This is a genomic window from Rhodococcus sp. IEGM 1302 (genome assembly GCF_030056935.1).
Taxonomy (GTDB): domain Bacteria; phylum Actinomycetota; class Actinomycetes; order Mycobacteriales; family Mycobacteriaceae; genus Rhodococcus_F; species Rhodococcus_F qingshengii.
This window is the reverse complement of the sequence record NZ_JASHKY010000041.1, coordinates 11988-33019: the sequence shown is the minus strand read 5'-3', so window position 1 is coordinate 33019 and position 21032 is coordinate 11988. Positions and strand designations below refer to the sequence as shown.

21 protein-coding genes are annotated in these 21032 nt (G+C 63.2%); 9 read left to right on the top strand and 12 right to left on the bottom strand.

Annotated features, from left to right (window positions below; translation table 11 throughout):
• The 6 genes from QM609_RS27990 to tpiA all read left to right on the top strand — a co-directional run.
• Positions 1–429: RapZ C-terminal domain-containing protein (locus tag QM609_RS27990; protein ID WP_283337628.1), on the top strand; the 429-nt coding region annotated here is incomplete at its 5' end.
• Positions 426–1490, top strand: a complete 1065-nt coding sequence (locus QM609_RS27985; RefSeq protein WP_003944943.1) for a gluconeogenesis factor YvcK family protein — start codon at positions 426–428, stop codon at positions 1488–1490. The genes QM609_RS27990 and QM609_RS27985, both read left to right, overlap by 4 nt.
• Entirely contained in the window at positions 1487–2464 is a 978-nt protein-coding gene (whiA, locus tag QM609_RS27980; protein WP_021344225.1) for a DNA-binding protein WhiA, read from the top strand. The genes QM609_RS27985 and whiA overlap by 4 nt, the downstream gene beginning before the upstream one ends.
• 158 nt (positions 2465–2622) lie before the next feature.
• The gene (gene gap / locus QM609_RS27975; RefSeq protein WP_003944851.1) at positions 2623–3642 is read left to right on the top strand and encodes a type I glyceraldehyde-3-phosphate dehydrogenase; all 1020 of its coding nucleotides are present in this window, start codon (positions 2623–2625) and stop codon (positions 3640–3642) included.
• Positions 3643–3659: 17 nt separating this feature from the next.
• Entirely contained in the window at positions 3660–4871 is a 1212-nt protein-coding gene (locus tag QM609_RS27970; protein WP_003944901.1) for a phosphoglycerate kinase, read from the top strand.
• Between the two features lie 6 nt (positions 4872–4877).
• Positions 4878–5663, top strand: a complete 786-nt coding sequence (gene tpiA, locus QM609_RS27965; protein ID WP_050656343.1) for a triose-phosphate isomerase — start codon at positions 4878–4880, stop codon at positions 5661–5663.
• A gap of 89 nt (positions 5664–5752) precedes the next feature.
• Here tpiA and QM609_RS27960 read toward each other — a convergent pair whose 3' ends face one another.
• Positions 5753–6523, bottom strand: a complete 771-nt coding sequence (locus QM609_RS27960) for a tyrosine-protein phosphatase (protein ID WP_050656344.1) — start codon at positions 6521–6523, stop codon at positions 5753–5755.
• Between the two features lie 208 nt (positions 6524–6731).
• Here QM609_RS27960 and secG point away from each other — a divergent pair, with 208 nt between their 5' ends.
• The 3 genes from secG (at position 6732) to QM609_RS27945 (ending at position 10733) form a co-directional block, all read left to right on the top strand.
• The gene (secG, locus tag QM609_RS27955) at positions 6732–6965 is read left to right on the top strand and encodes a preprotein translocase subunit SecG (RefSeq protein ID WP_003944946.1); all 234 of its coding nucleotides are present in this window, start codon (positions 6732–6734) and stop codon (positions 6963–6965) included.
• A 103-nt stretch (positions 6966–7068) separates the two neighbouring features.
• Positions 7069–9843 carry a phosphoenolpyruvate carboxylase gene (ppc, locus tag QM609_RS27950; protein ID WP_050656345.1) on the top strand — a complete coding sequence of 925 codons (2775 nt, stop codon included), beginning with the start codon at positions 7069–7071 and terminating at the stop codon, positions 9841–9843.
• Between the two features lie 104 nt (positions 9844–9947).
• Positions 9948–10733: an oxidoreductase gene (locus QM609_RS27945; RefSeq protein WP_042919818.1), complete on the top strand. Its 786-nt coding sequence runs from the start codon at positions 9948–9950 to the stop codon at positions 10731–10733.
• Here QM609_RS27945 and QM609_RS27940 read toward each other — a convergent pair.
• The 11 genes from QM609_RS27940 to tkt form a co-directional block, all read right to left on the bottom strand.
• On the bottom strand, positions 10720–11232 hold the full coding sequence (locus QM609_RS27940; protein WP_007727952.1) for a hypothetical protein: 513 nt from the start codon (positions 11230–11232) through the stop codon (positions 10720–10722). The two genes, QM609_RS27945 and QM609_RS27940, sit on opposite strands and share 14 nt — an antisense overlap.
• A 172-nt stretch (positions 11233–11404) precedes the next feature.
• Positions 11405–11653 carry a hypothetical protein gene (locus tag QM609_RS27935; protein WP_218960106.1) on the bottom strand — a complete coding sequence of 83 codons (249 nt, stop codon included), beginning with the start codon at positions 11651–11653 and terminating at the stop codon, positions 11405–11407.
• 134 nt (positions 11654–11787) lie between these two features.
• Positions 11788–12108: a TfoX/Sxy family protein gene (locus QM609_RS27930; RefSeq protein WP_003944891.1), complete on the bottom strand. Its 321-nt coding sequence runs from the start codon at positions 12106–12108 to the stop codon at positions 11788–11790.
• A 27-nt stretch (positions 12109–12135) separates the two neighbouring features.
• Positions 12136–12858, bottom strand: a complete 723-nt coding sequence (locus tag QM609_RS27925) for an AAA family ATPase (RefSeq protein ID WP_003944997.1) — start codon at positions 12856–12858, stop codon at positions 12136–12138.
• A gap of 32 nt (positions 12859–12890) precedes the next feature.
• The gene (locus QM609_RS27920) at positions 12891–13235 is read right to left on the bottom strand and encodes an iron chaperone (protein WP_050656346.1); all 345 of its coding nucleotides are present in this window, start codon (positions 13233–13235) and stop codon (positions 12891–12893) included.
• Positions 13236–13260: 25 nt separating this feature from the next.
• Positions 13261–14181 (bottom strand): SDR family oxidoreductase, encoded by a 921-nt coding sequence (locus QM609_RS27915; protein WP_050656347.1) that lies wholly within the window; start codon positions 14179–14181, stop codon positions 13261–13263.
• Between the two features lie 324 nt (positions 14182–14505).
• Entirely contained in the window at positions 14506–15246 is a 741-nt protein-coding gene (pgl, locus tag QM609_RS27910; RefSeq protein ID WP_050656348.1) for a 6-phosphogluconolactonase, read from the bottom strand.
• Positions 15239–16147 (bottom strand): glucose-6-phosphate dehydrogenase assembly protein OpcA, encoded by a 909-nt coding sequence (gene opcA, locus QM609_RS27905; RefSeq protein WP_003944921.1) that lies wholly within the window; start codon positions 16145–16147, stop codon positions 15239–15241. The genes pgl and opcA overlap by 8 nt, the downstream gene beginning before the upstream one ends.
• Positions 16147–17691 carry a glucose-6-phosphate dehydrogenase gene (zwf, locus tag QM609_RS27900; protein ID WP_003944956.1) on the bottom strand — a complete coding sequence of 515 codons (1545 nt, stop codon included), beginning with the start codon at positions 17689–17691 and terminating at the stop codon, positions 16147–16149. The genes opcA and zwf overlap by 1 nt, the downstream gene beginning before the upstream one ends.
• Positions 17692–17695: 4 nt before the next feature.
• Positions 17696–18820: a transaldolase gene (tal, locus tag QM609_RS27895; RefSeq protein WP_050656353.1), complete on the bottom strand. Its 1125-nt coding sequence runs from the start codon at positions 18818–18820 to the stop codon at positions 17696–17698.
• A gap of 5 nt (positions 18821–18825) precedes the next feature.
• Positions 18826–20928 (bottom strand): transketolase, encoded by a 2103-nt coding sequence (gene tkt, locus QM609_RS27890; RefSeq protein WP_003944976.1) that lies wholly within the window; start codon positions 20926–20928, stop codon positions 18826–18828.
• Positions 20929–21032 lie beyond the last annotated feature (104 nt).

The window sequence follows — 21032 nt, the reverse complement described above, 5'->3', positions numbered from 1 at the left end:
CATCAGCTGCGTCAGAAGATCGAAACGGCGTTCGGAAACGATGCCAACCGCACGATGAAGGTGACGGTCCAGTCGTTCGGATTCAAGTACGGCCTGCCCATGGACGCCGATCTCGTCTGTGACGTTCGTTTCCTGCCCAATCCCCACTGGATCCCTGAACTTCGCCCGCACACCGGTCAGGACGCCGACGTCCGCGACTACGTGTTGTCGCGCGAGGGCGCGGAAGACTATCTCGACACCTACCGACATCTGGTGGATTTGACGATCGCCGGATATCGACGAGAAGGAAAGCGCTACATGACAATTGCGGTCGGATGCACCGGCGGTAAGCACCGAAGCGTAGCCATGTCCGAAGCTCTCGCGAGGCGTTTGGGTTCCGAGGACGACATCTCGGTCAGCATCGTGCACCGGGATCTGGGGCGCGAATGAGTGAACCGACACATCGCTCGCGGGAGACACCCGAGGGGCCGGCCATCGTCGCGCTCGGCGGCGGGCACGGATTGTTCGCCACGCTCCAGGCCGTCAGACGCTTGACGGTCGACGTCACCGCCGTGGTCACGGTCGCCGACGACGGTGGTTCGTCGGGCCGGCTGCGCGCCGAACTCGGCGTCATCCCGCCTGGAGACCTCCGGATGGCGCTGGCAGCTCTCGCGTCGGACGAACCCGAGATAGTCGACTGGACTCGGACCATTCAGCATCGCTTCGGCGGTGTCGGCGCACTTGCCGGGCACTCGGTGGGCAATCTCATCCTGGCCGGACTGACCGAGGTGCTCGGCGATCCGGTCGTCGCGCTCGACGAGATGGCGCGACTGCTGCGAATCCGTGGCCGTGTGCTGCCGATGTCGCCGATCGCGCTCGAGATCGAAGCCGACGTTCAGGGACTCGAAGAGGACCCCCGCGTCAGCCGCTGCATTCGTGGACAGGTTGCCGTCGCGACCACCCCGGGCAAGGTTCGGCGTGTGAGACTGCTCCCGTCCAATCCGCCCGCGTGCCCCGATGCCGTGACTGCGATCGATCGTGCCGATCTCGTGGTTCTCGGCCCGGGATCGTGGTTCTCGAGCGTGATCCCACACGTCCTGGTACCCGAACTCGTCGAATCACTGTCGTCGACGAAGGCTCGAAAGGTACTGGTGCTCAATCTCGCACCCGAGCCGGGGGAGACCGCCGGATTCTCCGCGGAGCGTCACCTGCACGTACTCTCCCAACACGTGCCCGATTTCCGGGTCGACTACGTGGTGGTCGACTCGGCGTCGGTACCGGCCGGGCGTGAACGTGAACATCTGCAGCGTGCGGCGGATCAATTTTCAGCCGAAGTCAGGTACGCGGATGTCGCGGACACCTCACCGGGCGCAGCGCATGTACACGATCCGGCAAAACTGGCCGATGTACTGGCTGAACTGTCGAGCAGTGCGGCAGTAGGGGATTCGACACAGTCTTCCCTGCAAGAACAGCAATCCGAAGAACAGAGGGAGAACGCTTCGTGGCAATGACAGCGGAGGTCAAGGACGAACTGAGCCGGTTAGTGGTGACTCAGGTCAGCTGCCGCAAGGCAGAGGTCTCCGCGTTGCTGCGCTTTGCCGGTGGGCTCCACATCGTCGGCGGCCGGGTGGTCGTCGAAGCAGAGGTGGATCTGGGCTCCACGGCGCGACGTCTGCGCCGGGAGATATTCGACCTGTTCACCTACAGTGCCGACGTGCACGTACTCAGTGCGGGCGGGCTTCGAAAGTCCGCTCGTTACATCGTGCGTGTGGCGAAGGAGGGTGAGGCCCTCGCGCGCCAGACGGGACTGCTCGATCTTCGCGGGCGCCCGGTTCGCGGCTTGCCTGCGCAGGTCGTCGGCGGAAGTGTCGGCGACGCCGAAGCAGCGTGGCGCGGTGCGTTCCTCGCGCACGGTTCCCTGACCGAACCCGGCCGTTCGTCGGCGCTCGAAGTGAGCTGCCCCGGCCCGGAAGCTGCACTTGCTCTGGTTGGAGCTGCGCGGCGTCTGGGGATCTCGGCGAAGGCACGTGAGGTTCGCGGAACGGATCGTGTGGTGATCCGCGACGGTGAGGCCATCGGCGATCTCCTGACCCGAATGGGAGCCCAGGACACACGCCTGGTGTGGGAGGAGAGGCGGATGCGACGCGAGGTCCGCGCCACCGCCAATCGTCTCGCCAATTTCGACGACGCAAACCTGCGACGCTCTGCTCGCGCTGCCGTTGCGGCTGCTGCGCGCGTCGAGCGTGCGTTGGAGATCCTCGGTGAGGACGTGCCCGATCACCTCGCGGCGGCGGGTGCACTGCGCGTCGAGCATCGGCAGGCGTCCCTCGAAGAACTCGGCCAGTTGGCCGACCCGCCGATGACCAAGGACGCCGTTGCCGGACGTATCCGTCGCCTGCTGTCCATGGCTGATCGCAAGGCCAAGGAAACGGGCATACCCGACACCGAATCCGCAGTGAATGTGGAGCTACTCGAAGAGGGGTGACCTGCCCTCCGTCAGGGTGGGCTGCGCACGTTCGGGCCACGCGCATTAGGGTATGAGTCACATCGACCGATGAACCCCACGTCCGCGTCGTGCACACACGGATTCGGAGTATGCGTGGGTCAAGTTGCACACCAGAATCATGGTCAAAGGAGCGAATTGTGACTGTCCGGGTTGGCGTAAACGGTTTCGGCCGTATCGGACGTAACTTCTTCAGGGCGGTGGATGCGCAGAAGGCGCTCGGAACCACCGATATCGAGATCGTGGCAGTCAACGACCTGACTGACAACGCGACGCTCGCTCACCTGCTGAAGTACGACTCCATCCTCGGCCGTTTGCCGTACGACGTGTCGCTCGACGGTGACGACACGATCGTCGTCGGCGATCAGCGCATCAAGGCCCTCGCACACCGTGGCCCGTTGAACGAACTTCCCTGGGGCGAGCTGGGCGTCGACGTCGTCGTCGAGTCCACCGGCATCTTCACCGACGCCGCAAAGGCCAAGGGACACCTCGAAGCCGGCGCCAAGAAGGTCATCATCTCGGCTCCGGCCAAGGGTGAAGACATCACCATCGTGATGGGCGTCAACGACGACAAGTACGACGGCAGCCAGAACATCATCTCCAACGCGTCGTGCACCACCAACTGCCTCGGCCCCATCGCCAAGGTTCTCGACGACGAGTTCGGCATCGTCAAGGGTCTGATGACCACGATCCACGCGTACACCCAGGATCAGAACCTGCAGGACGCTCCGCACGCAGACCTCCGTCGCGCCCGCGCAGCTGCCCTCAACATCGTTCCCACCGGTACCGGTGCAGCCAAGGCAATCGGCCTGGTTCTCCCGCAGCTGCTCGGCAAGCTCGACGGCTACGCACTGCGCGTGCCGATCCCCACGGGCTCGGTCACCGACCTCACCGCGAACCTGAAGAAGTCGGCCACCGCCGACGAGATCAACGCCGCGATGAAGGCTGCTGCCGAAGGACCCCTCAAGGGCATCCTGAAGTACACCGACGCACCGATCGTCTCCTCGGACATCGTCACCGACCCGCACTCGTCGATCTTCGACTCGGGTCTGACGAAGGTCATCGACGACCAGGTCAAGATCGTCTCCTGGTACGACAACGAGTGGGGCTACTCCAACCGCCTCGCCGACCTCATCGGCCTCGTCGCCAAGTCTCTCTGAGCGGAGTTTCGATAACAGTGGCAGTTCAGACGCTGAAGGATCTGCTGGACGCTGGGGTCGAGGGGCGCACCGTACTGGTGCGTTCCGACCTCAACGTCCCGTTGGATGGCGGAGAAATCACGGACCCGGGTCGCATCGTCGCGTCCGCTCCCACCCTGCGGGCACTCGCCGAGGGTGGAGCGAAGGTCATCGTGACCGCGCACCTCGGGCGCCCCGACGGTCAGCCCGATCCCAAGTTCTCCCTCGCACCGGTTGCCGCGAAGTTGGCCGAAATCCTCGGTCGCAACGTGCAACTCGCCGGTGACGTCGTGGGACAGGACGCGCTGGCTCGTTCCGAAGGACTCACCGACGGTGACGTCCTGATGCTCGAGAACATCCGTTTCGACCCTCGCGAGACCAGCAAGGACGAAGCCGAGCGGGTCAAGCTCGCCAAGGCTCTCGTCGAGCTGGTCGGTGACGACGGCGCATTCGTCTCCGACGGATTCGGTGTTGTTCACCGTAAGCAGGCGTCGGTCTTCGACGTCGCGAAGCTGCTCCCGCATTACGCCGGATACCTGGTCGGCGCCGAGGTCGAGGTGCTCGCCAAGCTCACGCAGGACGCGGCGCGTCCGTACGCGGTGGTGCTCGGTGGCTCCAAGGTCTCGGACAAGCTGGCCGTCATCGAGGCACTGGCGCCGAAGGTCGACACTCTGGTGATCGGCGGCGGAATGTTCTACACGTTCCTCGCGGCTCAGGGTGTGTCCGTGGGCAATTCGCTGTGCGAAGAGTCCATGATCGAGACCTGCAAGGATCTCCTCGACCGGTACGCCGACGTCATCCACATCCCTCAGGATGTTGTCGTCGCGGACTCCTTCTCGGCCGATGCCGAGTCGAAGATCGTTCCGTTCGACAAGATTCCCGACGGCTGGATGGGTCTGGACATCGGACCGGAGTCGGTCAAGCGCTTTGCCGCGATCCTGACCGGCGCCAAGACGGTGTTCTGGAACGGCCCGATGGGCGTGTTCGAGTTCCCGAAGTTCGAGGCAGGCACCCGCGGTGTCGCCGAGGCAATCGTGGAGGCAACCGAGAAGGGCGCCTTCAGCGTCGTCGGCGGCGGCGACTCCGCAGCAGCCGTTCGTCAACTCGGTATCCCGGACGAGGGCTTCTCGCACATTTCCACCGGTGGTGGCGCTTCCCTCGAGTACCTCGAGGGCAAAGAGCTGCCTGGCATCGCAGTACTGGAAGGCTGATCCGACATGGTACGTAAGCCGTTGATCGCCGGCAACTGGAAGATGAATCTGAACCACCTCGAGGCTATCGCCCTGGTGCAGAAGATCGCTTTCTCCTTGCCTGCGAAGTACTTCGACAAAGTGGACGTCACGGTCATCCCGCCGTTCACCGACATCCGAAGCGTCCAGACGCTGATCGAGGGCGACAAGCTCCTCCTCACGTACGGCGCGCAAGATGTCTCGGCTCATGACTCGGGTGCGTTCACGGGCGAGATCAGCGGCTCCATGCTGGCCAAGCTCGGTTGCACCTTCGTCGTGGTCGGCCACTCCGAGCGTCGCACCCTTCACGGTGAGACCAACGAGACCGTCCTCGCGAAGACGAAGGCTGCTCTCAAGAACGGCCTCACGCCGATCGTGTGCATCGGCGAAGGCCTCGAGATCCGCGAAGCGGGCGAGCATGTCGCCTACAACGTCGACCAGCTCAAGGGTTCGTTGGCGGGCCTGAGCGCGGAGGAGATCTCCAAGATCGTCATCGCGTACGAACCTGTCTGGGCCATCGGCACCGGCCGTGTCGCTTCTGCCGCCGATGCACAGGAAGTGTGTGCTGCGGTACGAGCAACAGTGGCCGAACTTGCCGACGCCGAGGTCGCGGCCGGCGTTCGCGTTCTGTACGGCGGTAGCGTCAGCTCCAAGAACGTCGGAGAGATCGTCGGCCAGGCCGACGTCGACGGCGCTCTTGTCGGCGGCGCGTCACTCAAGGCTGACGAGTTCGCGACACTGTCTGCGATCGCTGCAGGCGGTCCACTCCCGTGATGATCGGGTAGTGAGCTGAAACTGCTCGAGACTAAGACTGCGGGTGTGTGACCGACTAGATCACACGCCCGCAGTTTTTTGTTCGCGAGTCAGCTCAGGAGTTTGGTTTCCAGAGCGCCGACGAGTTCGGGAGCAAGCTCCAACCCGGCGGTCAGATAGTTCTCAACGGTTCCGTAGTGGTGCTCGACCTGCTCGAAGGCAGCGCCCAGGTAACTCGCGTCGACGGAAAGCAGCAACCGGATCACCTCGCCCTTGTCTGCATCTGTGGCAGCGGCGATCTTCGCGACTGTTGCCTCGATGTACTCGGCCGAGTACGTGTTCGTGAGCAGGTAGTCCGCCGTGATCGTTTCGCGCGGTACACCAGCGAGTGTCTGCAGTAGTGCTGCCGCCCAACCTGTTCGGTCCTTGCCCGCCGTGCAGTGGAAGAGTTGCGGCCCCTCGGTGGTCGCCAGGGCGGCGAACAACTGCGAAAATCCGTTCCGAGTGACGGGGTCTGCGACAAAGCTGCGATTGATGTTCTGCATGAAAGCTGTTGCAGCGTCCGCTGTTCGGAGAGCCATCGCTTCGGCGTGGATGTTTCCGGACAGGATGGGAATGTGGGCGTACATCGCCGGCGCCGGCACGATGTCGGGAGTTTCGTTCGCCTCGGTTTCGGAGCGCACGTCATAGACGGCGGTCAGCCCCAGCGATTCCACGATTGCAAGATCCTCGGGCGAGGGCGTCAGTACGTTTGCACGGTAGAAGACTCCGCGGCTCATCGCCTGTCCGCTGGTCGTGACGTACCCGGGGCCGGCCACGTCGCGGAAGTTGTGAATCGAAGCCAGACGCGGTGTGTCAGGCAGGGCAGTGTCGGAAAGCATGGAGCCGGCCTTTCGGAGGTAGAGTCGCGTCAACTGAAAAACTACTGAATCGGTATCTCGACAGTGTGATCGATGCCACTGACCAAGAGTCGTGCCTGGCCGGGTGCAAAGTATGTGCGAGGCGGGTATGTGGTCAGGCTATCTGCGCGCGCCTGTATGGTGTTATCGGTTGTAGTTGTCCCTATTGGATTGGTGGACGTAGACAGACATGAAACTGTTCCTGGATATCCTGCTGGTCATCACCAGCTTGCTCCTCATCGCCTTGGTGCTCCTGCATCGCGGTAAGGGCGGCGGTTTGTCGAGTCTGTTCGGTGGCGGTGTCCAGTCCAGCCTGTCCGGATCGACTGTTGTCGAGAAGAACCTCGATCGGTTGACGGTCTTCACCGCGTTGATCTGGCTCATTTCGATCGTCGGCATCGGCCTGGAGATCAAGTTCGCCTGATTCTCGGCTCATGACTTACAGCCGGTAGTTTTTCACACACGAATTTCAGACACGGAACCCCGCCTATCGAGCGGGGTTCTTTGTTTCGGTCGATAATTGTGTGATGACTGAAACCGCGTCGCATCGAGAAACACCGCGAGAGGCCACCGAGCCGCTGCGCGAAGACATCCGGCTTCTCGGCGGAATACTCGGACAAATAGTGCGAGAGCAAGCCGGCGACAATGTGTTCGATCTGGTCGAGCGAGCCCGTGTCGAGTCGTTCCGAGTCCGTCGTTCGGAGATCGATCGCGCCGAACTGGTGTCGCTGTTCGCCGAAATCAGTACGGACGACGCCATTCCCGTCATCCGGGCGTTCAGTCACTTCGCACTGCTCGCCAACCTGGCCGAGGACATCCATCGCGAGCGTCGACGGGCCATCCACGTCAATGCGGGGGAACCGCCCCGCGACAGCACTCTCGCGGCCACGTACACCAAACTTGATGCAGCCGATATCGATTCGGCCACCGTCGAAGAAGCGCTTCGGGGCGCCCTGGTCTCACCCGTCATCACCGCTCACCCGACGGAGACTCGACGCCGTACGGTGTTCGAGACGCAGAGTCGGATCACCGAGTTGATGCGATACCGCGAGCGCACGGCGCTGAGCGTCGCAGAAACCGCTGATGTAGATCTGCAATTGCGCCGTCAGATCCTGACCCTGTGGCAGACGGCTCTGATCCGGCTCAGCCGCCTCCGCATCCAGGATGAAATCGAGGTAGGCCTGCGCTACTACGACGCAGCGTTGTTCGAGGTGATTCCCAAGATCAATGCGGAGGTTCGCAAAGCTCTGCGCGCGCGTTGGCCGGAAGCTGGCCTGCTGCCGGAACCGATCCTGAGGCCGGGTTCGTGGATCGGCGGTGACCGAGACGGCAATCCGTACGTGACCGGCGAAATCGTCCAGCGCGCCACGTCGCGCGCTGCGGCGACTGCTCTCGAGCATCACCTCGAGGAACTCGAACATCTCGAGCGTGAACTGTCGATGTCGGCGCGGCTGGTTTCCGTCACGCCCGAACTCGATCTGCTGGCGTCTACCTCCGGCGACGACTCTGCCTTCCGGGCCGACGAGCCGTACCGTCGCGCGATTCGCGGTATCCGCGGGCGCTTGAGCGCCACAGCACTGACGGTACTGGGGGAGTTGCCCGCCCACGGCTCCGACGACGGACTCGAGGCGTACACCGACCCGGCACAGTTGCAGCGGGATCTCGGAATCATCGACACCTCGTTGCGTCGTTTCGGTGACGAGACCATCGCCGACGATCGACTCGATCGGCTCCGAGAAGCGGTGGAGGTGTTCGGCTTTCACCTGTCCGGTCTGGACATGCGGCAGAACTCCGAGGTACACGAAAGCGTCGTCGCAGAACTTCTGGCGTGGGCCGGAGTTCACCCGGACTACGCGTCCTTGCCGGAAGCCGATCGAGTCGAATTGCTGTCGGCCGAGTTGACGACGCGGCGACCACTGACTTCGCCGGACGCCGAGTTCAGCGAATTGACCACCAAGGAACTGGCCATCATGGCGGCCGGTGCCAAGGCAGTGCGGGTTCTCGGAGCGGGTGCGGTACCCAACTACATCATCAGCATGTGTACCTCGGTCAGTGACATGCTCGAGGCCGCAGTGCTGCTCAAAGAGGTCGGGGTGCTCGATCCGGGCGTCGGCAGCGAACCCTCCTGCCCGATCGGAATCGTCCCGTTGTTCGAGACGATCGAGGATCTGCAGGGCGGCGCCGACACATTGCTGGCGACGCTCGACATCCCGATCTATCGTGCGATCGTCCGTTCTCGCGGTGACAGTCAGGAAGTGATGCTCGGGTACTCCGACTCGAACAAGGACGGTGGCTATCTAGCTGCCAACTGGGCGCTGTACCGTGCCGAGCTCGACCTCGTCGATGCCGCGCGTAAGAGCGGAATCAGGTTGAGGCTCTTCCACGGCCGCGGCGGAACCGTCGGACGTGGCGGCGGACCGAGTTACGAAGCGATTCTGGCTCAGCCTCCCGGTGCAGTCGCTGGTTCTCTGCGAATCACCGAGCAGGGTGAGGTGATTGCGGCCAAGTACGCCGAACCGCGTCTGGCACATCGCAACCTCGAAACACTCATCGCCGCGACTATCGAGTCGACGTTGCTCGACGTCGAAGGACTCGGCAGCGATGCCGACGCTGCCTACGCGGTACTGGACGAGCTCGCGGCCCTCGCCCGCACCGCGTACAGCGAATTGGTCCACGACACACCAGGATTCGTGCAGTACTTCGAAGCGTCGACACCGGTCGCCGAGATCGGGGCACTCAACATCGGCTCTCGTCCGGCCTCGCGCAAGCAGACCAAGGCGATCTCCGATCTGCGAGCGATTCCCTGGGTGCTCTCGTGGAGTCAGTCTCGCGTGATGCTTCCGGGTTGGTACGGAACCGGCGCCGCGTTCGAAAGATGGATAGACGGAGACGACACTCGGCTTGCCACGTTGACGGCCCTGTACGAGAAGTGGCCGTTCTTCCGAACCGTGCTCTCGAACATGGCCATGGTGATGTCGAAGTCGGATCTCGGTTTGGCGGCCCGGTACGCGGACCTCGTGCCCGACGCCGAACTGCGCGATCGAGTCTTCGGAATGATCACCGACGAGCACGAACGCACAATTCGCATGTACAAGGCAATCACGGGCAACGAGAACCTCTTTGCCGACAACTCGGGCCTCGAGCGGTCGGTCCACAACCGGTTCCCGTACCTCGAACCTCTCAACCATCTACAGGTCGAGCTGATCCGTCGGTACCGTTCCGGCGACGAGAGCGATCAGGTGCGTCGGGGTATCCAGCTGACGATGAACGGCCTTGCCACTGCGCTTCGTAACAGTGGCTAGGTAACAGCGGCTGGTTCTGCAGGTTTACCAGGGTGTGCGTGCGGCGACTCTAGAGCTGTCGCACGCACACCCAACGCTGCGCACCGGACCGAACGGGGACCGCAGTGGATCTGCAATTGGACGGACGAACTGCCGTCGTTACCGGCGCGGGAAAAGGTATCGGGTTGGCGATCACTCGGGCCCTGGTGGCCGAGGGAGTCCACGTCGTCGCGGGCTCGCGGACGCTCTCGCCGGAACTCGAATCGCTGCAGTCTGGCGGCGCCGTCACCTTTGTCGGCGTCGACCTCGCGAGTGTCGAAGGATCAACCCGACTGCTCGAGGTTGCAGCAGCGAGGGGCGGCGTCGACATCCTGGTCAACAACGTCGGCGCCGTCACCCCGAGAACGAGCGGTTTCGCGGCCATCACAGACGAAGAGTGGGCGGCGTCGTTCAATCTGACGTTCTTGTCGGCTGTACGCACTGTTCGCGCTGCGCTGCCGGAGTTGATCCGCCGAGGTGGCGGGAGCATCGTGACGATCAGTTCGGTCAACGCATTCTTACCTGACCCCACGGTGATCGACTACAGCGCCGCCAAAGCGGCGTTGACCAACTTCTCGAAGTCGTTGTCCAAAGAACTGGGCGGGCAGGGGATCCGCGTCAATACCGTCAGCCCTGGCCCGGTGCAAACGGAGTTGTGGCTCGGCAAGCACGGAGTGGCCTCGACGCTGGCGAAGGCGAGCGGATCAGCCGCCGACGACATCGTCGAAAGCGCCGCGGCCGGAGCCGAGACTGGGCGGTTCACCTTCCCCGAAGAGGTTGCCGACCTGGTGTTGTTCCTCGCCAGCGATCGTGCGGGGAACGTGACAGGCGCGGATTTCGTGATCGACGGCGGTCTGATCAAGACCTTGTGATCATTGCTGCCTGAAACCTGATCATGTGCGCGACGGTCGACGACGTGATGCACAGGATCACTGCGGACGCGATGACCACCCACAGTCCCCACCCGATGGACGGTCCGGCAGTGTGCCCTGCGAACTCGGTACTACGTCGCACGATGGACGCGGCGTTTCCGACGGCAACGATCAAGACCGCGATTCCGACCAAAGGGCCGGTGCAGTGATTCTTGATCTCGGGCGTGACGTCTCGAACCATGAGGGTGATCAGCGCGGTCACCGCACACAGAGCGAGGACGAGAGTGATCACTCCGCATTCGTCGATACCACTGTGGTCCAGCGCGGAGGATGACGTCCACGGGCCGAGGCTTCCGGCGACGATCCCGGCGCACGCCCAGAGCGATCCGATGAGGCTAGGTCCGAAACGGTCGGGCATGAGGGAGGGAATTGCGCGGGTCGACGGCAGCTGAAACCCGAAGGCGCGTTGGTGATCCGGCTGATTGGGTGTGAACGTCACGGGACGGACCACCTTTCCTCCGCGGCGTCGAGCCGCCCAATCCAATGCTTTTCCGGAGTCTAAGGGCCGCCCAGTTCACTTTTGCCGAATCGAGCGAAATTGATTGAACCGGCGCTAGGGCTCGAGCAACTCGGCGTGAGAACATTCGTTGCAGCCCGCACCGACGAGGCGCTTACTGTTCAAACGGCGTCGTGAACGACACTGGTTTGCCGGCGGCGCGCGCGTACGCGATCTCTCGGCGCGTGGACTCACCGATGTATCCGCGAGGGTTGACGACCAGAACCCGATCGGCGAGGTCGATCTTGCGCAGGTGGAGCGCGTCGAGCAGGATCTTCTGCTCGACAGAGACCGCCTCGTCTGCTTCAACCGGCGCGACGACGATCACGCCCGCGAACGTCAGGTCGCGGTTCGCCTCCCGCATCTCTTCAGCGAATCGCGCAGAGCCGCAGATACAGACAATCTCAGGTCGATCGGGCACGGTTTAGTCTCTCACCGACGCGAGAGCCCGCGGCCACACCAGTCTCGTCAGATATCTTCGGCAACGCACCCCAGCTGTCAGTGAACGAAGTCCAGAGCTTCCTTGATCCACGCGTTGAATTCGACGTTCGAACTCGTCCCGGTTCGGTCGACGACGATCCATCCCTTGCTCATCGGCTTACCCCGCATCTCGGGCCAGCTTGCACCCTTGTGCGTCAGAAGCTCGTCGACTCGATCGGGGTCACACCGAACCATGATGTTGCCGTGTGAGTTCGCACTGGCGGCCAGCTTCCCGTTCACCATGAAGCTCAGCCCACCGAACATCTTTACTTCCTCGACGTCGTCCTCGCCCGAGAGCGCATCGCGGATACGCTCAGCCAGCGCTTTGTCGTATGCCATGGAGGCCTCCTGGGGTGGAGTTCCAGGTTAGATCAGATGGCGCAGGTACGTGTGCGGGTCGTGAAGGAACCGCTGCCAGTTCGACACCAGATCGAGGTCCTCCCAGCTCGAGGCTCGGATTCCCCATTCTCCGATCTCGAGCAGGTTGGCGTTCGGCAGCGCCGCGATGATCGGCGAGTGCGTCGCGATCACCGCCTGCGCGCCGGATTCCACCAGCTCGCCGAGCAGCGCGGCCAGTGTCAGGGTCCCCTGGAAGGAGAGTGCGGCATCGGGTTCGTCGATGAGATAGAAGCCGCCGTCGGAGGTCCTCGACGACAGGATCTCGAGCAGCGCCTCACCGTGGGAGAGGTGATGGTAAAGCGGTTCAGGTCGCTTGGGATTGGGGTTGTCCTCCAAGTACGTGTACAAACCGTGCAGGGTTTCGTCTCGGAGGTAGTACGCCCACTTCGATGCTCCGGGACTCCGTTCGAGCACAAGGTCGAGGCCGCCCGGTTCACTCGATCGAGTCTGATGCCGCGTATTGGTCGACCCGCCTTCGGCGTTGAGACCGAGAACGGCGGCAATAATTTCGATGACGGTCGACTTTCCCGCTCCGTTTTCGCCGACCAGAATGGTGACACCCGGTGGTAGCTCGAGACCGTGCTGAACGATCTGCGCGACTGCAGGCACCGTCATCGGCCAGCTGCCTACGTCGGCGCCCGACGATGGCCCGGCCTTGATGCGGCGGATGGGTTGTCTCTGCACGGCCATACGTTCTCACAAGGCTCCGACGAGAACGGACGTTAGTGGCGCTGCGCGAGCAATTCGACGATCTGAGCCACGAGATCGAGAGGGATCGGTTTGTTCAGCGGGAACTTCACCGTTGATTTCGCAGCCCGGTAAGGGTCGACGGACTTCTCGAACTCGGCGTCACCCGCCGGGAGCGGGTACATCGAGATGTGGTTTTTCCAGCCTGCGAAGTGAATCAGGTTCTTTCCGTTCACCGTCATGGTCGGCATCTGATAGCTGATGGTCTCATCGAGGCCTGGAACCGTGTTGTGAATCGTCTCGCGGATACTCTCGAGGGCTGGTTGCACGTCGGTGGGAAACGAAGCGATGTATTCGTCGATCGTCGCGAATTCGGCCATGCGCGGATCATAATCGCAGCCGGATTCATTTGGTCCGCCAGAAATCGGGGCGGCTGCCGTCCGCGTCGGTGAACCCGTATTCCGTTCCGAGTTCGCCTGAACTGACCGATCGCTGATTCCATCGCTGTCGATTCGGATCGGCAGCGATGGCCGCGATCGCACGTCCGATGAATCTTGGTGACTCGGAGCGTGCGAAATCCGCGGGCGCAGTCGGGCCATCGCGCTCCGGCAACAGAGCGTCACGCCAATTCGATTCGCCGACACCAAAATTGTCGAGCATCATCTCCGATCGCAGGAACCCGGGAGTGATGGCGACGGCAGTACAGCCGAACGGGGCAAGTTCGTGGCCTTGCGAAAATGCGAGCCTGTTCACGGACACCTTGGCCAAGTCGTAGAACACCGAGATGCGATAGTTCGATGCGTTGTATTCGGTAGTGCCATCGGTTATTTCGGCGACCAGTCCGCCCGGCCGATCGATCATCAGCGGCAGGAGGTGGTGCGACGTAGTGATGTGGGTGTCGATCGCCAGGCGCAGAATGTGAAAGCCCTTGTCCAGATCGTGTTCCCATACCGGCGTGTTCCACTCCGCCGGCCCACCCTTGAGTAATTCCGCGCCCCAGATGTCGTTGACCAAGATGTCGATGTGGTGATAGTCGATTCGCAAGCGTTCGGCGAGATCAGCCACTTGTTTGCTCTTGAGATGATCGACGGCAATCGGCACGCCGACGCCGCCCAGCTCGGTGACCTGCTCTGCCGTCTCTTCGATGGTCTCTCCGCGCGGATAGTCCGACTGAAGAATTCCGGCAGATGTGCTCCGGCCAGTGCAGATGACGGTTGCACCGGCCTCGCCCAAGGCCGCGGCGATTCCGCGTCCGGCGCCCCTCGTCGCCCCGGCAACTACAGCCACTCGCCCGCGAAGTGCGTCCGGATTCGGTGTCCACGACATTGTTCGATTGTTCTCGCCTGGATTGCTTCGTTCAAGAGTGAACGCGATCTGCGGAACCGAACCTTACTTCGCGGCGTCCAAGGTAGTAATCACTCGGATGAAGGAGGTAGGGGAGAGATGGATCGTTGTGTGGGGCGCAGTGCTGGTTGGAGAAACGGGATCTCGGGATTGAGTTCCGTTCCGTCAAAAGGAAATTCGCATCGGATCCGGACTCGGCGAGTAGTCGAAAGTCGCCACGGTGAGGAAGTCGTCGACGTACCACCAAGCCGGGAATCGCCCGAAGACGATTCCCGACCGGTGTGAAATCAGATCTGTGAAATCAGATCAGGGAAGCTGCGAGGCAGCGTCCGAATCGAGGAACCAACGTGTCGCAACCAAACCGGTGGCGCCGGCGGACGGCCAGTCGTCGGCCGAAGCACCTCCGACGGCTTTGGCAACGGCCTCGGCCTTTGCAGCACCCGAGACGAGCAGCCAGACCTCTTTGGCTCGCCGAACAGCAGGCAACGTGAGGGTGATCCGCACCGGTGGCGGCTTGGGGGAGTCCGTCACCGCGACTACGAAACGCGCTTCTTCGCGAACAGCGTCGGTGTGCGGGAACAACGAGTTGACGTGTCCTTCGCCGCCCATACCGAGCAGGTGCACGTCGAACGTCGGAACCTGATTCCCGTGTGCCTGAGCGCCCAGCAGTTGTTCGTACGCCGTCGCCGCCCCGTGTGGATCACCGTCGTAGATACCGTCGGATGCGGCCATCGCATGTACCCTGTCGGGATCGACCGGCACATGATCGAGAAGCGCCTCACGTGCTTGCACTTCGTTCCGCTCGGGATCGCCGGACGGCAGGAACCGTTCGTCGCCCCAGTACAGATCGATCTGCGACCAGTCGATGTCGCCGGGAGCTTCATGCAACTTCTCGAGAAGTGCGATGCCGGTTCCACCGCCAGTCAGCACGATGGACGCAAACCCTCGAGCCTTCTGGGCATCTACGATGGTCGTGACCAGGCGTGCGGCGGCAGCGTCGACAAGTTGGCCGGCGTCGGAAAACTTCTCTACGACAACATCACTCATAGGTCACCTTCTCCAATCCGGCCAGAGCTTCTTCGTAGATCTCGTCCGGATCGAGCCGACGCAATTCCTCGGCGAGGCAATCGCGTGTCTCTCGACGACCCAGAGAAACCAGCGCGTCAGGCTGACCGGTGCGGATCAACGTAGCGGTCGTGCCCTCCTGCGGACGACTGATGGAGATACTGCGGGTCTCGAGCTTCAACTCGACCGTCAGCTCACCCGTACGCCGAATGACCGGACCGTCGATCTTGGCCGCCAACCAACCGGCGAGAATATCCAGTGCCGGTTCGGTTTTGAGACCGGAGACCACCGCTGAGGTGATCTTCTCGTGCGGCGGCTGATCGAGAGCCGATGCGAGGAGCGCGCGCCAGTAGGTGACGCGACTCCAGGCGAGATCGGTATCGCCGGCGGTGTACGACGCGAGTCGCCCCTTGATGGTGGCGGTCGGATCGGGGGCGCCGGTGGCATCGGTGATGCGCCGTATCGCGAGCTTCCCGACGGGATCCTTGGCCGGAATCTCGGGTGCCTCGAGGGGCCACCACGCGACTACCGGGGTGTCGGGGAGCAGGAACGGGATGACGACGCTGCTCTCGTGGTCCGCCAGGGGACCGTAGAGACGCAGCACGACAACCTCCGAGGCGCCGGCGTCCCCGCCGACACGGATCTGAGCATCGAGCCTGGGCTCACTCTGCTCGTCGCCACGCAGAAGCACGATGACGCGGCAAGGGTGCTCGCGGCTTGCTTCGTTGGCGGCCTCGATGGCTTCCTCGGCATTCCCGGTGTCCCTGGTGCAGACGACGAGCGTCAGCACTCGCCCCAAGGTGACAGCGCCGCCGGTCTTACGCACCTCGACCAGTTTCTTGCTGACCTGGACCGTGGTGGTGGAGGGCAAATCGAGAATCACTAGGGTCGCCTCCATTCGCGTCCGGTGCGTTGCATCATTTCGTCCGCAGACGGTGGTCCCCACGTTCCGGCCTCGTAGGGTTCCGGCTTGCCGCCGGCTGCCCAGTGTTCGAGGACGGGATCGAGGATTTCCCAAGACAATTCGACTTCGGCGTTGACCGGGAAGAGGGACGGCTCGCCGAGCAACACGTCGAGAATGAGTCGCTCGTACGCCTCCGGTGACGACTCGGTGAAAGCCTGGCCGTACGAGAAGTCCATGTTGACGTCACGGACTTCCATGCTCGATCCGGGAACCTTCGAGCCGAACCGCATGGTGACGCCCTCGTCGGGCTGCACGCGGATGACCAGAGCGTTCTGGCCGAGGTCTTCGGTCATCGTCTTGTCGAACGGTAGGTGCGGTGCACGTTTGAACACCACCGCGATCTCGGTGACACGGCGTCCGAGTCGTTTGCCCGTGCGCAGGTAGAACGGCACACCCGCCCAGCGACGGGTGTCGACCTCTAGGGTGATGGCGGCAAAGGTCTCCGTGATGGAGTCCGCTGCGAAGCCGTCTTCTTCGAGGAGTCCGACCACCGGCAGCCCACCCTGCCAGCCGCCCGCGTACTGGCCGCGTGCGGTGGTCTCGTCGAGGGGCTCGGCAAGGCGAGTGGCCGAGAGGACCTTGATCTTCTCCGCCTGCAGATTGAGCGGCTCGAAGCTGATGGGTTCTTCCATCGCCGTGAACGCGAGCAACTGCAGCAGGTGGTTCTGGATCACGTCACGGGCCGCGCCGATGCCGTCGTAGTACCCCGCGCGTCCACCGAGGCCGATGTCCTCGGCCATCGTGATCTGAACGTGGTCGACGTAGTGCGCGTTCCAGATCGGATCGAACAACTGGTTCGCGAAGCGCAGAGCCAGAATGTTCTGGACGGTTTCCTTACCGAGGTAGTGGTCGATACGGAAGACCGTGTCCTCGGGGAACACCTTGTTGACGACGGCGTTCAGTTCGCGAGCGCTCTCGAGGTCGTGGCCGAACGGCTTCTCGATGACAACTCGTCGCCACTGACCGTCCTCGGCCTGCGCGAGGCCCGACGCCGACAGTTGCTCGAGCACCTGAGGAAACGCGTTGGGCGGAATCGCAAGGTAGAAACCGTGATTGCCGCCGATACCACGTTCGTTGTCGAGCGTGGCCAACGTGTCGGACAGGTTCTGGAAGGCCTCGGCCTCGTCGAAACTGCCCTCCACGAACCGGATACCTTCAGCGAGCCTCTCCCAGACGTCCTGACGGAACTTGGTGCGAGCACCGTCCTTGACTGCTTCGAGGACGACGTTCGCGAAGTCCTCGTCCGTCCAGTCACGCCGGGCAAACCCGACCAGAGCGAATCCGGGCGGCAACAGTCCACGGTTGGCGAGGTCGTAGATGGCGGGCATGAGCTTGCGCCTGGCAAGGTCGCCGGTAACACCGAAAATCACCAGGGCGCAGGGCCCCGCAATGTGCGGAAGCCGTTTGTCGGTGCTGTCCCGAAGGGGATTCACCCAATCTGATGCCGCCGCGGAATCGCTCACAGGCTCAGCTCTTCTGGGTTGCTGCGCGGAGCTGCTCGGCGGTTGCGTCGAGCAACTCGTTCCAGGACACCTCGAACTTGTCGACGCCCTCAGTCTCGAGGACCTCGAACACGTCCGCAAGATCGATGCCGACTGCAGCGAGCTGATCGAAGACCGCCTGTGACTCCTGAGCGGTGCCCGAGATCGTGTCGCCGGTGATCTCGCCGTGGTCGGCGAGGGCGTCGAGCGTCTTCTCCGGCATGGTGTTGACCGTGTTCGGCGCAACCAACTCGGTGACGTAGAGCGTGTCGGGGTAATCCGGGTTCTTCACGCCGGTCGACGCCCACAGCGGACGCTGAGCCTTGGCGCCGTCGGCCAGAAGAGCCTGGAAGCGCGGCTGCACCTCGAAGATCTGCTGGTACGCGTTGTACGCCAGACGCGCGTTTGCGAGTGCAGCCTTGCCGCGAAGCTCGAGGGCTTCCGGCGTGCCGATTGCCGTGAGGCGGTTGTCGATCTCGGAATCCACGCGGGAGACGAAGAACGAGGCGACCGACTCGATGGACGAGATGTCGCGGCCGGCAGCCTTGGCGGTGTCCAGACCTTCCAGGTATGCGCCCATGACAGCTTCGTAGCGCTCGACCGAGAAGATCAAGGTGACGTTGACGCTGATGCCCTCACCGATCACCTTGGCGATGGCGGGAATGCCTGCCAGCGTCGCGGGGATCTTGATCAGGACGTTCGGACGATCGACGATCTTGTGCAGCTCGATCGCCTGCGCGACGGTGGCGTCGGTGTCGTGAGCCAGGCGAGGATCGACTTCGATGGACACGCGGCCGTCGACGCCGTTCGACGCCTCGAACTGCGGAGCCAGGATGTCGCACGCAGCACGCACGTCGTCGGTGGTCACCGCGGTGATGGTGGCGTCGACATCGGCGCCGCGCTGTGCGAGCTCACGGACCTGAGCGTCGTACGCCGATCCCTTGGACAGTGCCGCCTGGAAGATCGACGGGTTGGTCGTGACACCCACGATCGACTTCGTGTCGATGAGGTTCTGCAGGTTGCCGGACTGGATGCGATCCCGCGAGAGGTCGTCGAGCCAGATGGAAACGCCTGCAGCGGAGAGCTTTTCGGTATTCACGTTCTGTGTCATCGAGATCATCCCTTCACAGCTGCGAGGGAGCGCTGCGCGGCTTCGACAGTCGCGTCGGCAGTGATGCCGAACTCCCGGAACAAGGTCTTGTAATCGGCGGAAGCGCCGTAGTGCTCGAGCGAGACGGCCTGACCGGCGTCGCCGAGGATGCGCCACCACGGCATCGCGATGCCGGCTTCGACGGACACACGCGCGCGCACGGCGGGCGGAATGACCTCGTCGCGGTACGCCTGATCCTGCTCGAGGAACCAATCGAGGCACGGCACGGAAACGACGCGGGTTGCGACGCCCTGAGCTTCGAGGGTTTCGCGAGCCTCGGTGGCCAGATGCAGTTCAGAACCGGTCGCCAGCAAGATGACCTCGGGCGAACCGTTGGCTGCGTCGACGAGGACGTAAGCGCCGCGCTTGACACCCTCGGCAGCCTTCTCCTTGGTGCCTTCGAGAACCGGGATGTCCTGGCGAGTGAGTGCCAGAGCCGTCGGGCCCGTCTTGTTCTCGAGTGCTGCCTGCCATGCGAACGAGGTCTCGTTGGCGTCACCCGGGCGGACGACGGCGAGGTTCGGGATCGCACGAAGAGCAGCGAGGTGCTCGACCGGCTGGTGGGTCGGGCCGTCTTCGCCGAGACCGATGGAGTCGTGGGTCCAGACGTAGGTGACGGCAGTCTTCATCAGTGCGGCCAGGCGAACCGCCGGACGCATGTAGTCGGAGAAGACCATGAAGGTTCCGCCGTACGGGCGGGTGGGTCCGTGAAGCGCGATGCCGTTGAGGATCGAGCCCATCGCGTGCTCGCGGATGCCGAAGTGGAGCGTGCGGCCGTAAGGCTGCGCATTCCAGTCGTTTGTGGAGATGGAGAACGGGCCGAACGAATCTGCGCCCTTGATGGTGGTGTTGTTGCTGCCGGCGAGGTCGGCGGAGCCGCCCCACAGCTCGGGCAGGATCGGTCCGAGCGCGTTGAGTGCCGAACCGGAGGCCTTGCGAGTCGCAACGCCCTTGGCGTCGGCCTCGTAGGTCGGGAGAGCGTCGGCCCAGCCGGCGGGGAACTCACCGGCGAACAGGCGGTCGAAGAGTTCCTTGCGCTCGGTCTCACGTGCAGCCCACGCGTCGAACTCGACCTGCCATGCCTTGCGTGCGTCGGCGCCGCGGGAGACGACCTCACGGGCGTGAGCCAGAGCGTCGGCGTCGACGTCGAAGGACTTGGCCGGATCGAAGCCGAGGGCTTCCTTGACCGCTGCAACTTCGTCGGCACCGAGAGCGGAGCCGTGGACGTCGCCGGTGTTCATCTTCTTCGGAGCCGGGAAACCGATGATGGTGCGGAGCAAGATGATGGACGGACGATCGACGACGGCCTTGGCCGCGGCAACCGCGTCGAGGATGCCGGAGACGTTCTCGCCACCTTCGACGTGCTGAACGTGCCAGCCGTACGCCTCGTATCGCTTTCCGACGTCTTCGCCGAGAGCGATGGTGGTGTCGTGCTCGATGGAGATCTTGTTGTCGTCGTAGAAGACGATGAGGTTGCCCAGTTCCTGGACACCGGCGAGGGACGAGGCCTCGGACGTGACGCCTTCTTCGATGTCACCGTCGGACGCGATCACGTAGATGTGATGGTCGAAGGGGGAGGAGCCGACCGGGGTCTCCGGATCGAACAGTCCGCGCTCACGACGCGCAGCCATCGCCATACCGACTGCGGACGCAAGGCCCTGGCCCAGCGGACCGGTGGTCATCTCGACGCCGACGGTGTGGCCGACCTCGGGGTGGCCGGGGGTCAGTGCGCCCCACGTGCGGAGAGCTTCGAGGTCAGCGAGCTCGAGACCGTAGCCCGACAGGTAGAGCTGGGTGTACAGCGTCAAGGATGAATGGCCACAGGAGAGAACGAAGCGGTCACGGCCGACCCATTCTGCATCCGAAGGATCGTGGCGCATGACGCGCTGGAAGAGGGTGTATGCCAACGGCGCCAAGCTCATTGCAGTTCCGGGATGGCCGTTGCCGACCTTCTGAACCGCGTCGGCGGCGAGCACGCGGGCGGTATCGACAGCCTTGGTGTCCAGGTCGGTCCAGTCCGAGGGGTGGACGGGTTGCGTGAGGACGTGGATCTCGTCTGTGATCGACACTGGCAGATGTCTCCTGACATGGTGTACGTGGATTGCGAGGGTGGGGTGTCCCTCCACTGCGTAACCCAGCCTAATGGTCCTGGCTGTCCGGGTCGATTCGGTTC